General features: G+C 71.9%; 14 protein-coding genes. 10 read left to right on the forward strand and 4 right to left on the reverse strand.

Features of this window, described 5'->3' with window-relative positions; translation table 11 throughout:
* Positions 1 to 134: 134 nt before the first annotated feature.
* The gene (locus ACWD4U_RS16175; protein ID WP_363454292.1) at positions 135 to 680 is read left to right on the forward strand and encodes an NAD(P)H-dependent oxidoreductase; all 546 of its coding nucleotides are present in this window, start codon (positions 135 to 137) and stop codon (positions 678 to 680) included.
* A 327-nt stretch (positions 681 to 1007) separates the two neighbouring features.
* Here the strand turns inward: ACWD4U_RS16175 and ACWD4U_RS16180 are convergent, their stop codons facing one another.
* The 3 genes from ACWD4U_RS16180 to ACWD4U_RS16190 all read right to left on the reverse strand — a co-directional run bounded on the left by ACWD4U_RS16180 (position 1008) and on the right by ACWD4U_RS16190 (position 4461).
* On the reverse strand, positions 1008 to 1616 hold the full coding sequence (locus ACWD4U_RS16180) for a hypothetical protein (RefSeq protein ID WP_363454294.1): 609 nt from the start codon (positions 1614 to 1616) through the stop codon (positions 1008 to 1010).
* A gap of 305 nt (positions 1617 to 1921) precedes the next feature.
* A complete protein-coding gene (locus ACWD4U_RS16185; protein ID WP_363454296.1) occupies positions 1922 to 2950 on the reverse strand; it encodes a hypothetical protein in 1029 nt (342 codons plus the stop codon).
* Positions 2951 to 3027: 77 nt separating this feature from the next.
* Entirely contained in the window at positions 3028 to 4461 is a 1434-nt protein-coding gene (locus ACWD4U_RS16190; RefSeq protein WP_363454298.1) for a glycoside hydrolase family 43 protein, read from the reverse strand.
* Between the two features lie 892 nt (positions 4462 to 5353).
* On the opposite strand from ACWD4U_RS16190, the gene ACWD4U_RS16195 reads away from it, so the two are divergent.
* The 5 genes from ACWD4U_RS16195 (at position 5354) to trhA (ending at position 11037) form a co-directional block, all read left to right on the forward strand.
* The gene (locus tag ACWD4U_RS16195) at positions 5354 to 5959 is read left to right on the forward strand and encodes a DUF1326 domain-containing protein (protein WP_363454300.1); all 606 of its coding nucleotides are present in this window, start codon (positions 5354 to 5356) and stop codon (positions 5957 to 5959) included.
* Positions 5960 to 6707: 748 nt separating this feature from the next.
* Positions 6708 to 8057: a flavin-containing monooxygenase gene (locus ACWD4U_RS16200; protein ID WP_363454302.1), complete on the forward strand. Its 1350-nt coding sequence runs from the start codon at positions 6708 to 6710 to the stop codon at positions 8055 to 8057.
* The gene (locus ACWD4U_RS16205) at positions 8054 to 8929 is read left to right on the forward strand and encodes an SDR family NAD(P)-dependent oxidoreductase (RefSeq protein ID WP_363454304.1); all 876 of its coding nucleotides are present in this window, start codon (positions 8054 to 8056) and stop codon (positions 8927 to 8929) included. Before ACWD4U_RS16200 ends, ACWD4U_RS16205 begins: the two co-directional genes overlap by 4 nt.
* On the forward strand, positions 8926 to 10353 hold the full coding sequence (locus ACWD4U_RS16210) for an aldehyde dehydrogenase family protein (protein ID WP_363454306.1): 1428 nt from the start codon (positions 8926 to 8928) through the stop codon (positions 10351 to 10353). Before ACWD4U_RS16205 ends, ACWD4U_RS16210 begins: the two co-directional genes overlap by 4 nt.
* A 9-nt stretch (positions 10354 to 10362) precedes the next feature.
* Positions 10363 to 11037: a PAQR family membrane homeostasis protein TrhA gene (gene trhA, locus ACWD4U_RS16215; protein WP_363454308.1), complete on the forward strand. Its 675-nt coding sequence runs from the start codon at positions 10363 to 10365 to the stop codon at positions 11035 to 11037.
* On the opposite strand, the gene ACWD4U_RS16220 is transcribed toward trhA, so the two are convergent.
* A complete protein-coding gene (locus ACWD4U_RS16220) occupies positions 11024 to 12112 on the reverse strand; it encodes an AraC family transcriptional regulator (RefSeq protein ID WP_363454310.1) in 1089 nt (362 codons plus the stop codon). The genes trhA and ACWD4U_RS16220 overlap by 14 nt on opposite strands.
* 96 nt (positions 12113 to 12208) lie before the next feature.
* Here ACWD4U_RS16220 and ACWD4U_RS16225 point away from each other — a divergent pair, with 96 nt between their 5' ends.
* From ACWD4U_RS16225 to ACWD4U_RS16240, 4 genes are all read left to right on the forward strand, one after another.
* On the forward strand, positions 12209 to 13438 hold the full coding sequence (locus tag ACWD4U_RS16225; protein ID WP_363454312.1) for an MFS transporter: 1230 nt from the start codon (positions 12209 to 12211) through the stop codon (positions 13436 to 13438).
* 129 nt (positions 13439 to 13567) lie between these two features.
* Entirely contained in the window at positions 13568 to 14359 is a 792-nt protein-coding gene (locus tag ACWD4U_RS16230) for a heavy metal-responsive transcriptional regulator (RefSeq protein WP_363454314.1), read from the forward strand.
* The gene (locus tag ACWD4U_RS16235; RefSeq protein ID WP_363454316.1) at positions 14356 to 14679 is read left to right on the forward strand and encodes a hypothetical protein; all 324 of its coding nucleotides are present in this window, start codon (positions 14356 to 14358) and stop codon (positions 14677 to 14679) included. Before ACWD4U_RS16230 ends, ACWD4U_RS16235 begins: the two co-directional genes overlap by 4 nt.
* A gap of 139 nt (positions 14680 to 14818) precedes the next feature.
* Positions 14819 to 15151 (forward strand): hypothetical protein, encoded by a 333-nt coding sequence (locus ACWD4U_RS16240; RefSeq protein ID WP_363454318.1) that lies wholly within the window; start codon positions 14819 to 14821, stop codon positions 15149 to 15151.
* Positions 15152 to 15425: the final 274 nt, after the last annotated feature.

The raw sequence follows: 15425 nt of genomic DNA on the forward strand, positions 1-15425 counted from the left end.
CCCCGGAAGACGAAAATGGACTGTGGTCCGCTTTCGTGGCAGACTTCAAGCGGACCGCAGTCCGGTAGTTCCGGTCCGATCCTTCCCCGCGACCCGGCAGGGTCTCGGGCAGATGCCGTCTCTCGGGAGTCTCCATGTCCGTCCGTATCCTCGCCCTCGTCGGCAGCCTCCGCGCCGGCTCGCACAACCGTCAGCTCGCCGAGGCCGCCGTCAAGCTGGCGCCCGAGGGTGCCGAGGTGACCATCGCCGAGGGCCTGGCCGAGATCCCGTTCTACAACGAGGACATCGACGTCGAGGGCAGCGTCCCGGCCGCCGCCGTCGCGCTGCGTGAGGCCGCTGCCGCCGCCGACGCCCTGCTGCTCTTCTCGCCCGAGTACAACGGCACCATCCCGGCCGTCCTCAAGAACGCGATCGACTGGCTGTCCCGCCCCTACGGCGCCGGCGCCCTGACCGACAAGCCGGTCGCCGTGGTCGGCACCGCCTACGGCCAGTTCGGTGGCGTCTGGGCCCAGGACGAGGCCCGCAAGGCCGCCGGCATCGCCGGTGCCAAGGTGCTCCAGGACGTCAAGCTCTCGGTCGCCGGCTCGGTCGTCCGCTTCGCCGAGACCCACCCGGCCGACGACGCCGAGGTCGCCGACCAGCTGACCGCCGTCCTCGGCCAGCTCACCGCGGCTGCCTGACCCACGCGTTCTCGCTGCCCGCGACGGCCGCGCTCCGCTTCCCCGGAGCGCGGCCGCGCGCATTCCGGGAGCAACTTGCCGGTAGCCCGAGCGCCGTTCCGCGTGGCTGCAGAGGCAGGAAACGTCCGGCTCCCGCCATGCCGCAGGGGCACTGGTCGAGACGGACCGCCGGGCGCGGGACGCCGCCGCCGATGCCTCGCCCGTCGGGAGCCCGGGGGAGCCCCCCCGAGGGCTGGCCGGTTCGGGCCTGCCTCGAGGGCGGTCTGCAGCCGGCTCTGCCTACCGTCTAGGTCCCGCCCGTGCTGACGGGCCGTCAGCGGGCTGGTGTCAGTGCCTGCGCGGGCGGTGGCGGTCGGTGGGCCTGCGCCTGCGCCGGATCCTGAGCGCGAGGAGGACCAGTCCGGCCGCGGTCGCCAAGGCAGCGGCGGCGACCGCCGCGAGCGTCCTCCAGGGCGTGCCGCCAGCCCGGGCGGCGGCCGTACTGTCGGCGGACCCTGCGGGGGCCGAAGGTTCGGGCTGGCCGGGGGCCCCGGCCGTGGAACTTGCGGACGGGGAGGCGGATTCGGTGGTCGCCGTGGTGGCCGTCAGCTCGAGGTGATCGGTCGTGCGGGCGAGCGAGAAGGTCGCGCCTGCCACGCTGAGGGTGTCGCCGGAGAGGGCGGCGTCCTGTGAGCCCACGGTGAAGTCCTGGAGCCCGCCGGGCAGAACGATCTTCGCGCCCGGGACGACCTCGAGCCTGCGCAGCGTCGTCGATTTCGCCGCGCCGAGGTCGAGGACCGCGGACGCGCCGGTGAGGGCGACCCCGCTGGACGAGGTGAGCGAGGTGCCGGTCACCGCGAGCGTCCCTTTGGCCACAGTGGTGGCGCCGGTGTAGGAGGCGGCGGTCAGCGTCGTCGTCGCGGTGCCGTTCTGCGTGACCGATCCGGAGCCGGACACCGTCGGGAGGGTGACGGGCGTCCGGACGTTCTGAACGACCAGCGAGCCCTCGTCGCTGATCGCGTCGAGGGCGCCCTTCGTGTAGAGGCTCCCGTCCGCTCCTGCCGTCCCGGATCCGAGGCGCAGCGTCGCACCCCGCTGGATGGTGGTCGAGCCGTCGTAGAACTGCGCGGCGGCGAAGGTGACGTCGTTCCCGGACGTGCCGGCGATGACGATGTCGCCCGCCCCGGGAGCGGCGAGGGTGTCGTGGTACTTCCCGCCGCCGATGGGCAGGCCGAGGGTGACCGGGCCGTTGTAGTCGAAGGTCAGCCGCGAGCGCTGCGAGTTGGCGTGCAGGTTGATGTACGCGGTCTCGGGGTTCCCGGCATGAAGATCTGGTGGGTGCTGCCGTCCCCCCAGTGGACGTCGGCGCCCTCGATGTTGGTGCCGCGCTTGTTCAACTGGTGGGCGACCGGTACCAGGTTGAGGTTGCCGTTGCTCAGCGCCGGCGAGGCCGTGCCGGTGTTGTCGCTGTAGCTGTAGGTGCCCGTCAGGACCACCTTGCTGCCGGGCCGGGAGTGGACGTTGACGTCGTTGCCGTATTCGCGGCTGTAGAAGTTCTGGCGCTGGACGACCGTCTGGTTCAGCGGGGTGTCGATGATCCACGAGCCGCGGTTGATGACGGCCTTGGCGTTCGGCAGGTCGGCGGCGCAGGTGGTGGCGGCGTAGTTGGCGCCGGTGCCGATGTCGAACACCCCGGAGAAGGGACTGCTTCCGCACAGTTGGAGCGTGCCCCACAGGTTGCGGGGCTGGAAGACCGTCCCGGAGCCGCTGATGGTGCCCAGGTTGAACAGCCGCGTGAGCGACAGGTTGAGCGTGCCGTCGACCCGGATGTTGTCCTGGTTCTGTTGGTAGCCGGGCGAGTTGTAGGGGAAGGCACCGATCAGGCCGGTGCTTCCGCCGTTGCCGTACTGCAGGGTGGCGCCGGCGTCGACGGTGATCGCGGGCCGGTCGGGGTTGTCGACCACCACGTAGGGGTGGTTCCCGCCAGGGATGCTGACCGACTGGCCCTGCTGGGAGCCGGGCAGGGTGAAGGTGCTGTCCTTGGTGAGGATCAGGGTGCCCGTGCCGGAGACCCGCAGGGACCCCTGCCCGCTGATCACCCCCGAGTAGGTGTGCGCCCCGGGCGGTACGTTCACGACGGCGTTTCCGCCGAGGACGACGTCGCTGTTGGCGAGGATCGACGAGGTGATGTCACCGTCGGCCGCGACGGCGCCGGTCGGTGCCAGGGCCACGGGCGCGGTCGTCGCCGCCACGATCGCGGACGCCAGCAGTGCATGCCATGAACGTTTCATCGGGGTGCTTCCTGGGTGCGGGCAGGGAAAGTAGGCGGTGCCGGCGCGCTCCTCGGAGGCGCCGGCACCCGGTCGGGTCAGCTGGTCACGCGGAAGGTGGCGTCAGCGCGACCGGTCGCGGTGGTGATCGGGTCGAGCTTCAACTCGTACGCGTAGTGCCGGATGTAGTGGTCGGGGTGGTTGTACGACTGGAACGAGGACCAGGTCGGGTCGGCGAGTCCGGCGACCTGGCGGAAGGTCGCGTCCTCGGCGAACTGGGTGGTGCCGTCGTTGTAGACGAGCTGGAAGTCGTAGTTGAAGTGCCGCAGGAAGTACTCGGGGAAGTTCACCGACTCGAAGGAGACGGTGCCGGTGCCCGCAAGGCCGGGCCGCAGCCGGAACCGGGAGTCGTCGAGGGGGCTGACGTTCGGGTCGATGCGCGCGTCGAAGTCGGTGTGCCGCACGTACCGGTCCGGGAAGTTGAAGGACTGGATCCGCTGGGCGGGGGTGTTGGGCCAGCGGGCGAGCACGCGGCTCTCCTCGGCGGCCGTCAGGTTCAGGATCCAGCCGTGGCGCTTCTTCGTGCCTCCCATGTCGTAGGCGCTCGACGACTGCCGCTGGTAGACCGCCGGGTTGGACGGGTCGGTGGTCAGGACCGGCATGTAGCCGCGGTTGCTGGCGTACTGGTCGAGGTAGAGCCCCCACTTGTCGGTGCCGTTGAACTTCATCCACATCGGGCCCTCGACCTGCGAGCCGGTGAGGCCGATGCCGGAGAGGTCGCCCAGGTTGGTCCACGTCCCGAAGATCGAGCTGCTGCCCTCGAGGGTGATCTGTCCGTCACCGGAGGCCCGCACGTAGCGGAAGTTGCCGACGCCCGGCGGCACTTCGATGATCTGGGTGTCGATGATGCCCTGGGTGCCGGGGCGGTCGATGTAAAGCTGCGGGGTGGTGATGGTGTGGAAGTCCGTGGTGCGGGCGGCGTAGATGCGGTGCTTCAGCACGCCGTTCAGGGTCGCGTTGGTCGCCCAGTACAGGACGTAGCTGTTGCTCTCAGGGTCCCAGATCGCCTCGGGCGCCCAGGCGTTGCGGCCGTCGGGGATCGCGCCGGCGACGTTGAGCAGCCACGGCTGGGACCAGGTGGCCAGGTCGGTGGACTCCCACACCACCAGGTTGCGGCTGGCGTTGTTCACGGCCTGGTCCCAGTTCTGCCCGCAGCCGATGCACAGGTCGGTCGCGATGATCCAGTACCGGCTGCCGTCGGGGGAGCGCACCAGCGCGGGGTCGCGCACGCCGTGCGTGCCGACGGTCGAACGCAGGACCATCCCGCCGCCGTTGAGGTCGGTCCAGTGCACGCCGTCCGTGCTGTGCGAGAGGTACATCTGCTGACCGGTCGATCCGTCGCCGGTGAAGTGCACCATCAGGTAGCCGGGACCGGCGGCCGCGGCCTGCTGGGGGACGGCCGCGGCCAGGCCGGTGAAGAGCAGGCAGGCGGCGAGCAGCATCGCCGACAACCGTGCGCGAAGCGTGGACATGGACATCTCCTGTCGATCTGCGGTGCCACCGGGTGGATGGGTCCGGGCAGCGGTGTGGGCTGAACCGGAGGTGGCTGCACCGTTTCGCTCTCGGGAGAGTGTTAACGCTAACAATTCTGCGGGCAAGACGCCGGGGCGCGCGTTACCCAATCTTGACCGGTCGCGCACAAGTCTGCTGAATCCGGCGGCCCGAGCCCGAGTTGACGGCCAGTCGGCAGACCCGGGCTCAGGTCGCCGGGCCGGCGGTTCGGATGTGCCGGGTCGGGAGGCGGGCCACTGAGGGCGGCGCTGCCGGATCGGCTCTGTCGGTTCACGGGGGCCGTGGGCCTGGGGTGACGAGGCTGTCGCGGATCTGAAGGGCGTCGAGAAAGCTGAGGCGTTGGAAGCCCGTACGCGTGGCCGGGCTGTCCGGCCGCGGATCTTCGACGGCGGCGCGTCGCTTCTCGACGACCCGGACGAGACGGTTCGGGAAGCGCGCTCGGCCGGCGGCCAGGGCGACAGCAGCCTCGACTTTGCCGAACCCCGGAAACGTCAGCTCCAGGCAACCCTCGACGCCAGCGGCACCACCGTCCTGACCTGGGGAAACGCCTGGCCCCGGCCTGTGTGCGTGCCCTGCTCGCCTTCCCGATGGACCCCGCGAGCGACGCCACCCACCTCGTGGACAACACCATGGCGATCAGGACGGCCGGGGAGCAGGCGCAGCAGGACTGACAACCCGTGGTGCGGCGTACGGCGCTGAATTGCATGCACCGTGGACAGGGCGAAACGGGTCAAGCGGGGTGAGTGCGGGCGCAGCCTGTCGCGACCGCAGTCGAGCTGACCGCCCGGGCGTGACGCGTGATCCTCGCGGGCCGAGAATGGAGGTGCCGCGGCCCAGGAAGGGAGCTTCCCCATGGCATGGCGTATCGAGGGGACGTATTTCGAGAACTGCAACTGCAACATGGTGTGTCCCTGCTCCACCTCCGGCCTCTCGGCTCCGGCGGACTACGACCGCTGCCGGGTGGTCCTGGCCTTCCACGTCGACTCCGGACAGGTCGACGAGGTCGACGTGAGCGGTCTGACGGTCGCCGTGGTGGCCGATGCCCCGCCGCTCATGAGCGAGGGCAACTGGCGGCTGGGCATGATCATGGACGAGGCCGCCTCCCCGGAGCAGGCCGAAGCGCTCGGGGCGGTCTTCTCCGGTCAGCGCGGCGGCCCGATGGGGGACCTCGCACCGCTGGTCGGCGACATGCTCGGGCTGGAGGTCGCCCGGATCGACTACGCCGATGACCGCCGGATCCACCGCGTGGCGATCGGCGACGCGGTCGACATCGAAGTCGAGGACTTCGTCTCCCCGCTCGACGCGACCGGAAAGGGCATCAGGGTCAGCGGGGTGGGATTCCCCGCGGACACGCTCGCGGCCGGAGTCGCGACGAGGTCGCGGGTGAACGCGTTCGGCCTCGAGTTCGGCAACGAAGGGAAGAACTCCTTCTCGGCGCCGTTCTCCTGGGCGGCCTGAAATCCGCCGCGGCTTCGTCGACGGGCCGCGGTCCCGGGCGAGCCACCCTCGGGGCGGCGCCGCTTGACACGCGCCCAGGTTCCGGACGGACTGTCAGCCCGGAGCCCGCGGCGTCAGCGCACCCGGATCCGCACCGGGGCCGCCACTCGTCCCGAGGTTGAGCTGCCGCGCGGCGACCTGGGCCGGCGTCCTGTACAAACCCGTGCGGGACAGCGTCGAGTTCCTCTTCTTCGAGTCCACCCCGTGCGGTCTTGGTGCAGTGCAGCGATGGAGTCGTTGAAGAGGAACTTGGTCAGCGTGGTCGACCTTCCGGGTCGCCCTGCTCGGCGCCGCCGTCTCGTGCTCGCAGGAGCGGGTACTGCGCCACGAGGCCCGTGCCGCCCGCCGCCCGCAGACGTTAGCTGTTCGACGGATGCGTCGCGGCGCTCGCGCAGATGCCGTGCGAAGTGTTCTAGACAGGGTGCGCGCCCGCCGTTCCGGGCTCGTCGCCCGGTCCCTGCGTCACTCCCAAGTCATCGAGTGGCGGGCCGCGTGCGATGCTCATCGGCGCTGCAGGCCGGCGGCACATGGCCTTTGACCTCACGCGGAAGCGGCCGGCGGTGCGCGGGCAAGTCGACTCCGGGCAGCTACGGGATGCCAACCGCATGGCCGCTACGGTCCTCCCGGTGGCCGCGCGGGCCAGTCCGCGCTGACCTGCGGGTCCGTAGGTTTCCCTCATCGGCGGATCGCGACAGAGGGAGGCGGACCCGTGGAAGACATCCAGTACGACACGTGTGTGATCGGAGCGGGACCTGCTGGACTGGCGGTCGCGCGGGCGCTGGCGGAGCGGGACATCCCCTACACGCACATCGAGCGGCACACCGGCCCAGGGGGTCTGTGGGACATCGACAACCCCGGTGGTCCGATGTACGAGTCGGCCCACTTCATCTCCAGTAAGACCCTGTCGGGCTTCGGCGGGTGGCCGATGCCGGACCACTTCGCGGACTACCCGTCGCACCGTCAGATCTTCTCCTATCTCACGTCGTTCGCCGACGTGTACGGACTGACGGACCGGATCGAGTTCGGCACCGAGGTCCGCAGCATCGGGAAGAACGCGGACGGCAGTTGGACGGTGACGCAGGCCGACGGGCGGCAGAGCGTCCACGGGCAGGTCGTGGTGTGCACGGGCTCGCAGTGGCATCCCAACGTCCCCGTCCTGCCTGGTCACTTCACCGGTGAGGTACGGCACACGGTCGGTTACCGCAGCGCGGACGAGCTGCGAGGCAAGCGCGTGCTGGTCGTCGGGGCCGGGAACTCGGGCTGCGACATCGCCTGCGACGCGGCCCGGGCCGCCGACCATGCGGTGATCAGCATGCGGCGCGGCTACTGGTTCATCCCCAAGCACCTCTTCGGCCGGCCGGTGGACACGATCGCGCAGAGCGGGCCGAAGCTGCCGATGTGGTTGGAGCAGCGGGTCTTCGGTGCGCTCCTTCGCGTCATCAACGGCGACCCGCGCCGGCTGGGCCTGCAGAAGCCCGACCACAAGCTGTTCGAGACGCACCCCGCGATCAACTCGATGCTGATCCATCACCTCCAGCACGGGGACATCACGGCCAAGCCGGGGATCGCCCGTACCGAGGGCCGGACGGTGCACTTCACGGACGGAACCCGCGACGACTTCGACCTCGTCCTGCTGGCGACCGGATACGTGCACAAGGTGCCGGTCGCACAGCAGTACTTCGGCAGTGAGCAGCACCCCGATCTCTACCTGTCGTCGTTCTCCCGCGAGCACCGAGGGCTGTTCGGCGTCGGCTTTGTGGAGACGAACTCCGGGGCCTACCAACTCTTCGACACCCAGGCGCAGTTGATCGCCGGGTTCATCCAGGACACGCAGCGCGGGCTGCCGAGCGCGCAGCGCTTCGCCGAGCTGATCCGAAGCGACCGTCCGGATCTGTCCGGTGGACTCAAATTCGTCGCCTCGCCCCGGCACACCGGCTACGTGGACGGCGGGGCCATCGTGAAGCACCTGGCCAAGGTGGCCGGTCAGATGGGCTGGCGCACCCAAGGCAACCCGCCCTCGGCCTCGGCCTCGGCCCGCCAGGCGGCGGTGCGGTCATGAGCTACGACTTCAGCGGCAGGGTCATCCTGGTCACGGGCGGTGCGGGCGGGATCGGCAGCGCCCTGTGCCGCCGGTTCGCCGCCGGCGGCGCGCGGTGCATCGTCGTCGACATCGACGCGGCCCGCGCCGAGCAGGTCGCCGGTGACCTGCCCGGGACGGGGCACGCCGGGATGGCATGCGATCTGCTGGACCGCGCTGCGGTGCAGCGGCTGTTCGACCAGGTCGCGGCCACCCACGGACGCCTGGACGTCCTGGTCAACAACGTCGGCATGACCAGCGCCGAACGCTTCGACGTGCGCAGCATCGAGAGCATCGAGCGGGAGATCGACCTGAACCTGCTCTCTCCGCTGGTCACGACAAGGATCGCGATCCCGCTGCTGCGGGCGTCGAGCGACGCCCGGGTGGTCACCACGGTCTCCCTCGGGGGCATCTTCCCGCTGGGCGAGACGCCGATCTACACCGCCTCGAAGTTCGGGCTGCGCGGCGCGATGCTCTCCATCGCTCTCGACCTGCGGGACAAGGGCATCCTGGCCGGGTCGGTGCTGCCGTCGGCCACCGACACCCGGATGCTCCGTCAGGAGGCCGTGGACGGCGGCAACGCCATGCAGTTCCAGGACCCGCCCCAGCAGCCCGCCGACGTCGTGGCCGCAGTGGTGAGTCTGCTGGACAGGCCCCGCCTGGAGGTCTATCCCAAGCCGAGCGAGTCCCTGCTGGTGCGGCTGGCGATGCTGGCCCCGAACCTGCTGCCCAAGGTCTTCCCGCTCTTCCGCGGGCGGGGCGAGCGCGGCATGGCCCGCTACCTGGAGGACCTGCGAAGCCGAGGGCTGGCGCGCCAGGTCGGCGGCCGCTGGGAACTCGTGGAGGAAGCATGACCGTGACGGATGCGACTGAGGAAGCGGTGCTGCGGGTGACCAACCCGGCGACCGGAGAGCTGATCACCGTACTGCCCGCTGTGAGCGCCCGTCAGGTCGCCGAGGCGGCCGAGCGGGCCCAGCGGGTCTTCGAGAGCGGGTCGTGGTCCCGACTGCCGCCCAGGGAACGGGCGTCGGTGCTGCTGCGGCTCGCCGACCTGATGGAACGGGACGCCGAGACGCTGGCCCGTCTGGACAGCGAGGACGCGGGCAAGCCGATCACCGAGTGCCGCACCGGCGACGTGCCCGGTGCGATCGAGTCGATCCGCTGGTTCGCCGAGGCGGCCGACAAGCTCTTCGGGCGTCTCGCCCCCACCGGCCGGGACCACCTCGGGCTGATCAGCCGTGAGCCGGTCGGGGTGGTCGCGGCGATCCTGCCGTGGAACTACCCGCTGGCCATGGCCGCCTGGAAGGTCGGGCCCGCACTCGCCGCCGGCAACTGCCTGCTGCTGAAGCCGGCCGAGGCGACACCGCGCTCGGCGCTGCACCTGGCGCGCCTGGCCACCGAGGCCGGTCTGCCGGACGGGGTGCTCACGGTGCTGCCCGGTCACGGGCCGGTTGCCGGCACGGCACTGGCCCGCGATCCCCTGGTGGGGGCGCTGTCCTTCACGGGCTCCACCGCCACCGGGCGCCGGATCCTGACCGACGCGGCGCAGACCAACTTCAAACGCGTCTCGCTGGAGATGGGCGGCAAGAGCCCCCAGATCCTGATGGCCGACGCGCTCGGCTTCGGCGACGAGCTCATCGACGACATGACCGAGGCCGCCTTCCTGACGATGGGTCAGAACTGTACGGCCGGCTCCCGCGTGCTGGTCCACCAGGACGTCGCCGAGGAGGTGCTGGCCCGGTTCGTGGCCGCGGCCGCGTCGCTGGTCATCGGCGACCCCGCCGAACCGGAGACCCGCGTCGGCCCCCTGATCAGCCACACCGCCCGTGACCGGGTCGCCGCCGCCGTGGATGCCGCCGCCGCGGCCGGCGCGCGCATCCACACCGCGGGCCTTCCCGACGGTCTGCCCGGCGCCGGCGCCTACTACCCGCCCACCGTCGTCACCGGAGCCCCCGCCGGCAGCGACGTGCTGACCAAGGAGCTCTTCGGACCGGTCGTCACCGTCCAGACCTTCACCACCGAGCCCGAGGCGATCCGCCTGGCCAACGCCACCGAGTACGGGCTCGCGGCCTCCGTGTGGACCCGCGACCTCGACACCGCGCTGCGCCTGTCGCGCGAGGTCCAGGCCGGCGTGGTCTCCGTGAACGCCTACAGCGAAGGGGACATCAGCACGCCGTTCGGCGGTTGGAAGCAGTCCGGGTTCGGCGGTGCGGAGAAGTCCACCGCGGCCTTCGCCCAGTGGACCAGGGAGAAGACCGTCTGGATCCGCACCCGCTGAAAGCCGACGATGACCCATCACCTTGCCCACCCCGTACCGCCGCCCGCGCCGGTCGAGGAGCGGCCGAGGCTGCGCGGCGTCCTGCACGCCGCGACGGCCCCGCTCGCCCTGTCCGTCGGCCTCGCTCTCACCGCCACCGCTCCCGACGGCCGGGGCCGCGCGGCCTGCGCGGTCTTCGCCCTCACCGCCACGCTGTTGTTCACCACCAGCGCCGCGTACCACACCGGCCGGTGGACCCGCGGCACGGAAGAGGCGCTGCGCCGCCTCGACCACACCAACATCTTCCTGGTCATCGCCGGGACTTACACCCCGCTGGCGGTCCTGCTGCTGCCAGCACCGGCAGGTCGGGACCTGCTCTGGACGGTCTGGGGCGCGGCGGCGGTCGGCACCGCACTCCAGTGGCTGTGGCCCGCCGCACCTCGGTGGCTCTCCGCCCCCGTCTACCTGGCGGTCGGCTGGATCGTGTTGCTGTTCCTCCCGGACTTCGCCCACAGCGGTCGGCCCGTCGTCCTCGCCCTCGTGCTGGCCGGGGGCCTGCTCTACAGTGCGGGCGGCATCGTCTACGCCCGCAAACGCCCCGACCCGTCACCGGCCTGGTTCGGCTTCCACGAGGTGTTCCACGCCCTGACGACGGCGGCGTTCGCCGCGCACGCCACCGCCATCGGCCTGCTCACCTCCCGGTGACGCCGCCGGGCTCCTCGGACCGCTCGAACCGCCTGCGCAACTCCAGCGGGGCCATGCCGTGCCAGCGGCGCACGGCTCGGCGAAGGGCGCGTTCGTCGGAGAAACCGGCCTGGTGGGCGACCTCGCGCAGGGTCGGTTCCGAACGCCGCAGCAGCTGTTCGACCCGTTCGCGTCGTACCCCGTCGACGATCGCCTCGTAGGTGGTGCCGCAGTCGGCCAGCCGCCGGCGCAGGGTGCGCTCGCTGGCCGCGTGCCGGCGCGCCTGCTCGGCGAAGGACGGCACCGACGGGAGGCCCTGCGCGATCGAGACCTCCAGCACTTCGAGCAACTCCTGCTGGTCGCGCCGGGCCGCCACCTGAGCGTCCAACAGCTCGAGCACCGAGGCGAGGATGACCGGGTCGCGGCCCGGCATCATGGTGCGGGCCCACGCCGGAGGGACGACCAGCCGGTTGTCCTGCGCCCCGAAGCCCACCGGGCAGGCGAACAGGTCGCTGAACGGGGTGAGGTCACGCGGGGCGTGATGGACGAACGCGACCCGGCTCGGCGCGAAAGCCGGGCCGACGATGAGGCGGGTCAGCGTGACGACGCTGGAGAACGCCTCCTCGGTCAGGAAGACACCCACCGCCGGGTCGAGGGCGGGGTCGGGCAGCCTCGCCCGCAGCACGAAGCCGTCCTCCTCCGCCCCCGCCGACCAGACCGTCATCGCTCCGGACAGGTTCTGGTACCTCACTCCGGTCGTGATCGCGTGCTCCAGGGTGTCGCAGGCCATCAGCGCGAAGCCGAGCAGTCCCCACGCGGTCAGGTGCTGCGCCGAGCCCACCCGCAGGCCCAGACGGTCGTCCCCGGTCAGCGCCAGCGCGCGGCGGATGACGGTGCTGCCCTGGCGGTACGAGACCCGCAGGGCGGCGGACCGCATCACGGCCTCCTCCAGGCCGACCCGGGCCAGTTCGGGCCGCAGGTCGACACCGTCCTCGGCGGCCACGACCGAGAGGGAGCGCAGGATGTTCGGCGGAATGGTCGCCGAGGTGCTGCGGCTGGTTCCCGGCGGACTCGCCGGGCCGGGGGTGTCGGGCATCGCGGTCCCTCTCACCAGGGCCTGGACAGGGACGGTAGGACCACTGTAGACGGGCGGACACCTCCGGTCCGCGTGCTGGCCGCCGGAGTCCGGCAGATGGCCTCCGGCGCCCTGAGTCCGGCCCGATCCGCTCCGTACGGTTGCGGCAATCCGATCCTTCGAGATGCGCCGGTGCCCAACGAGCGCCCGGCAGTCAGGCGCGCCATGACCCTCTTCCTGCAGGCCGCGGTACCGGCGGACGATCGACGCACAGGCCCGCTCGCGGGCGCCCGACGAGTCACCGCAACCGCGTTCGCCGCCCAGGGCGCCGCCGTGGCGGCGGTGTTCACCACGGTGCCGGGCATCCAGCAGCATCTCGGGCTGTCGTCGCTGATGACCACCGTGCTGATGGTCACCGTCGCACTCGCCGCGGGCGCCGGCAGCTTCGCCGGGTTGGCCGCGATCCGACGGGTGGGCGCGGTCGCCGCCATGCGCTGGGCCGCTGTGGCGACCGCCGCCGCCCTGCTGCTGATCGGGTGGGCGCCCGGTCAGGCCAGCGTCACCGTCGCCTACCTGCTGTTCGGAACGGCCCTGGGTGGCATCGACGTCTCCGTGAACACCCGGGCCTCGGCGGTCGAGCGAGCGTACGGGCGCAGCATCTTCTCGTCGTTCTACGCCCTCTGGAGCGTGGGAGGCGTCGCCTCGGCCCTCCTGACGGCGGGCATGGCTCGCCTCGGCAGTCCGCCCGAGCAGACCCTGACCGCTCAGGCCGCCCTCGTCCTGGCTCTCGCCCTGACCATCCGCTCCCACCCGATCGCGGACCCGACGGCAGCCGGCACACCGTCCGAGAGCGCCGCGGTGCCGCTCGGCCGGAGGATGTGGGCCAAGCTCGTCCCGTTCGGCCTGGTCCTCCTCGTCGCGTACGTCATCGACTCCACGGTCTCGGCCTGGTCGACCGTCTACCTCCACCAGGTCCTCGCCGCCTCCCTGCCGACGGCTCCGCTGGCCTACGCGGCATACCAGGCGGGCACCATCACCGGACGAGCCTGCGCTGATCACCTGATCCGCAGAGCGGGGCCGGCCGCGGTGGTCCGCGCCGCCGCGCTGGTCGCCGCCACCGCCCTGGCCGCGCTCGCCGCGGCTCCGAGCTGGCCGTACGCGATCGCGGGCGCGCCTGGTGGCTCCCTCGCGGGCTCGACCGCATGCTGCCCAACGTCGACATCGAAGGCAGCCGACTGCCCGCGCGCACACCGACAGGAAACACGCCGGAGACCACTCCGATTCGGCAGCACGAGCCCGAGCCGAGCATCCGCTGATCCACAGGTGTTGCCGACCCACAGCTGTTGACGACCGCTCAGCGGGATCCGGATGCTCCGGATCCCGCAGAGCAGGAGGCCGCGGCCAGAGCGGCGCGTGATGGCCCGGCTCCGTCGGGGCTTGACCTTCGAGTCGGGTCGAAGGTCTACCGTCGGCGGTGTGACGAGCTACCGCATCTCGCAGCTCGCCGAACGCTCCGGTGTTCCGGCGACGACGCTGCGCTTCTACGAGGGCGCCGGGCTGCTGCCGGCCGAGCGGACCCCGGCCGGGTACCGCGTGTACGGGGAGGAGGCGGTGGAGCGGCTGGGGTTCATCTCCTCGGCGAAGCTGCTGGGCCTGCCGTTGGAGGAGATCCGCGAACTCCTCGACGTCCGGGAGCAGGGGGTGTGCGCGCCGGTGCGAGGGCGGATGCGGGCGCTGGTCGCCGACCGGATCGCCGACACCGACGCGCGGATCGCCGAGCTGACCGCGTTCTCCTCCCGCCTGGCCGCTGTCCACGCCGCCCTGGAGGGCCCGGCCCCCGCGGGCGGGTGCGGGCCGGACTGCGGCTGCACCACCACCGCGGCCCCCGCCGGCACCGGGCCGGTGGCCGTGGACCTGTCTCCCACGCGCACCGCATCCGAGTCGGGAGCGGGGGAGGGGGAGGAGTGGCGGCGGGCCCCGGTGGCGTGCACCCTCGGCGGCGACCAGGTAGGCGAGCGCAGCGCCCAGTGGCGCCAGCTGGTCGCCGAGGCCGTACGGCGCGAGAAGATCCCCGACGGACTGCGGCTGACCTTCCCCGCCGACCCGCGCCTGGCAGGCCGACTCGCCGAACTCGCGGCGGCCGAGCAGAGCTGCTGCGGATTCCTCGACTTCGCCCTGCATCTCACCCCCACCGCCGTCCAGTTGGCCGTGCGCGCCCCTGAGGACGGCGCCGGCATGCTGGCCGACCTGTTCGGAGCGACCCCGTGACCCGCACCCCTGCCCGCGCGTCGAAGCCGTGGGGCCTGCTGGGCACCGGCACGGCCGCGGTCGCCGCCTGCGCGGTGTGCTGCGCCGGTCCGCGGCTGGCCGCCCTCGGCGGTGTCGGCGTACTCTCCGCGATCGGCGCCCTGTGGGTGCCCGGCCTCGCCGTCCTGGCCGCGGTCGCTGTCACCGCGCTGGTGGTCGTGCGTCGGCGCCGCCGTGCCGCCGCGTGCTCCACCGGCCCGGCGAAGGCCGACCTCGGGATGCCTTCGCTCGGCCCGCCCGGCGGGAGCGACACCACGGTTCGGCGAGGCTGGAGCCGGTGACGGCTTTCGCCCGTCGGCACGGGCGAGCGATGTCGGGCTCGGCTCGGCAGGTTTCGATCGGCAGGCGGGTGCAATTCAGGTCAACTGCGTGGGAATCGACTCCATGGGGCGGGCTGCTGCGGCACTCTCGATGCTGAGGATGCCGACCGAGGGGGAGAACGTGGCGCCGTACGACCCGATGGAGCCGTTGAGGAGCAGCGCCCGCTCCGTTGCCGGCGTGGCCGACGACATCGCGGTGGGGCGTACCGGGTGGGGGCGGCCGTCGGACGTCGCCAACTCCCTGGACTGGACGCAGCGCCTGGCGGCGGCCCTCGCGGACGTCGTGCGACACCAGGCCGAGGCGCTGCCGGGGCTCACCGGTGATCCGCGGGCGTCGGAGGCGGCGAAGCTCATGTCCGTTGCGGCTGCCACCGCCGCGCAGTTGACCGACGAGCTCAAGCAGGCCCTGGACGCGGCCGGCACCGTTCGCTGAGGGCAGTGCGGCCAGATCCGCGGCGGGGTCCGCCGCGGGCGGCAGCGTCGCGGCATGCCCGCTCAGCAGGACCCGAACGGTGATGCCGACCGCCCCGGCGTGGGCTCTCGGGGCGCGCCGATGGCGGCGGCTGTGGTCGAGGGTCCGGCCGGGCAGGCACTCGACCGAGGTCGTGGAGCGAGGCGGTGCGGCGCTACGGGGTGCCGGGGTGGAAGCGGAAGAGGCGAACGCCGCGTCCCTGGCCACGGCTTCGGCCAGGGACGCGCGGAGCTGA

Source organism: Kitasatospora sp. NPDC002522 (assembly GCF_053595195.1).

Excerpts from the sequence above, each read along its gene's own strand:
- ACWD4U_RS16195 (WP_363454300.1), top strand. The coding sequence starts at position 5,354 with ATGGCATGGCGTATCGAGGGGACGTATTTCGAGAACTGCAACTGCAAC.
- ACWD4U_RS16205 (WP_363454304.1), top strand. The coding sequence starts at position 8,054 with ATGAGCTACGACTTCAGCGGCAGGGTCATCCTGGTCACGGGCGGTGCG.
- ACWD4U_RS16225 (WP_363454312.1), top strand. The coding sequence starts at position 12,209 with ATGGCCTCCGGCGCCCTGAGTCCGGCCCGATCCGCTCCGTACGGTTGC.
- ACWD4U_RS16190 (WP_363454298.1), bottom strand. The coding sequence starts at position 4,461 with ATGTCCACGCTTCGCGCACGGTTGTCGGCGATGCTGCTCGCCGCCTGC.
- ACWD4U_RS16175 (WP_363454292.1), top strand. The coding sequence starts at position 135 with ATGTCCGTCCGTATCCTCGCCCTCGTCGGCAGCCTCCGCGCCGGCTCG.
- ACWD4U_RS16220 (WP_363454310.1), bottom strand. The coding sequence starts at position 12,112 with ATGCCCGACACCCCCGGCCCGGCGAGTCCGCCGGGAACCAGCCGCAGC.
- ACWD4U_RS16185 (WP_363454296.1), bottom strand. The coding sequence starts at position 2,950 with ATGAAACGTTCATGGCATGCACTGCTGGCGTCCGCGATCGTGGCGGCG.
- trhA (WP_363454308.1), top strand. The coding sequence starts at position 10,363 with ATGACCCATCACCTTGCCCACCCCGTACCGCCGCCCGCGCCGGTCGAG.
- ACWD4U_RS16240 (WP_363454318.1), top strand. The coding sequence starts at position 14,819 with ATGCCGACCGAGGGGGAGAACGTGGCGCCGTACGACCCGATGGAGCCG.
- ACWD4U_RS16210 (WP_363454306.1), top strand. The coding sequence starts at position 8,926 with ATGACCGTGACGGATGCGACTGAGGAAGCGGTGCTGCGGGTGACCAAC.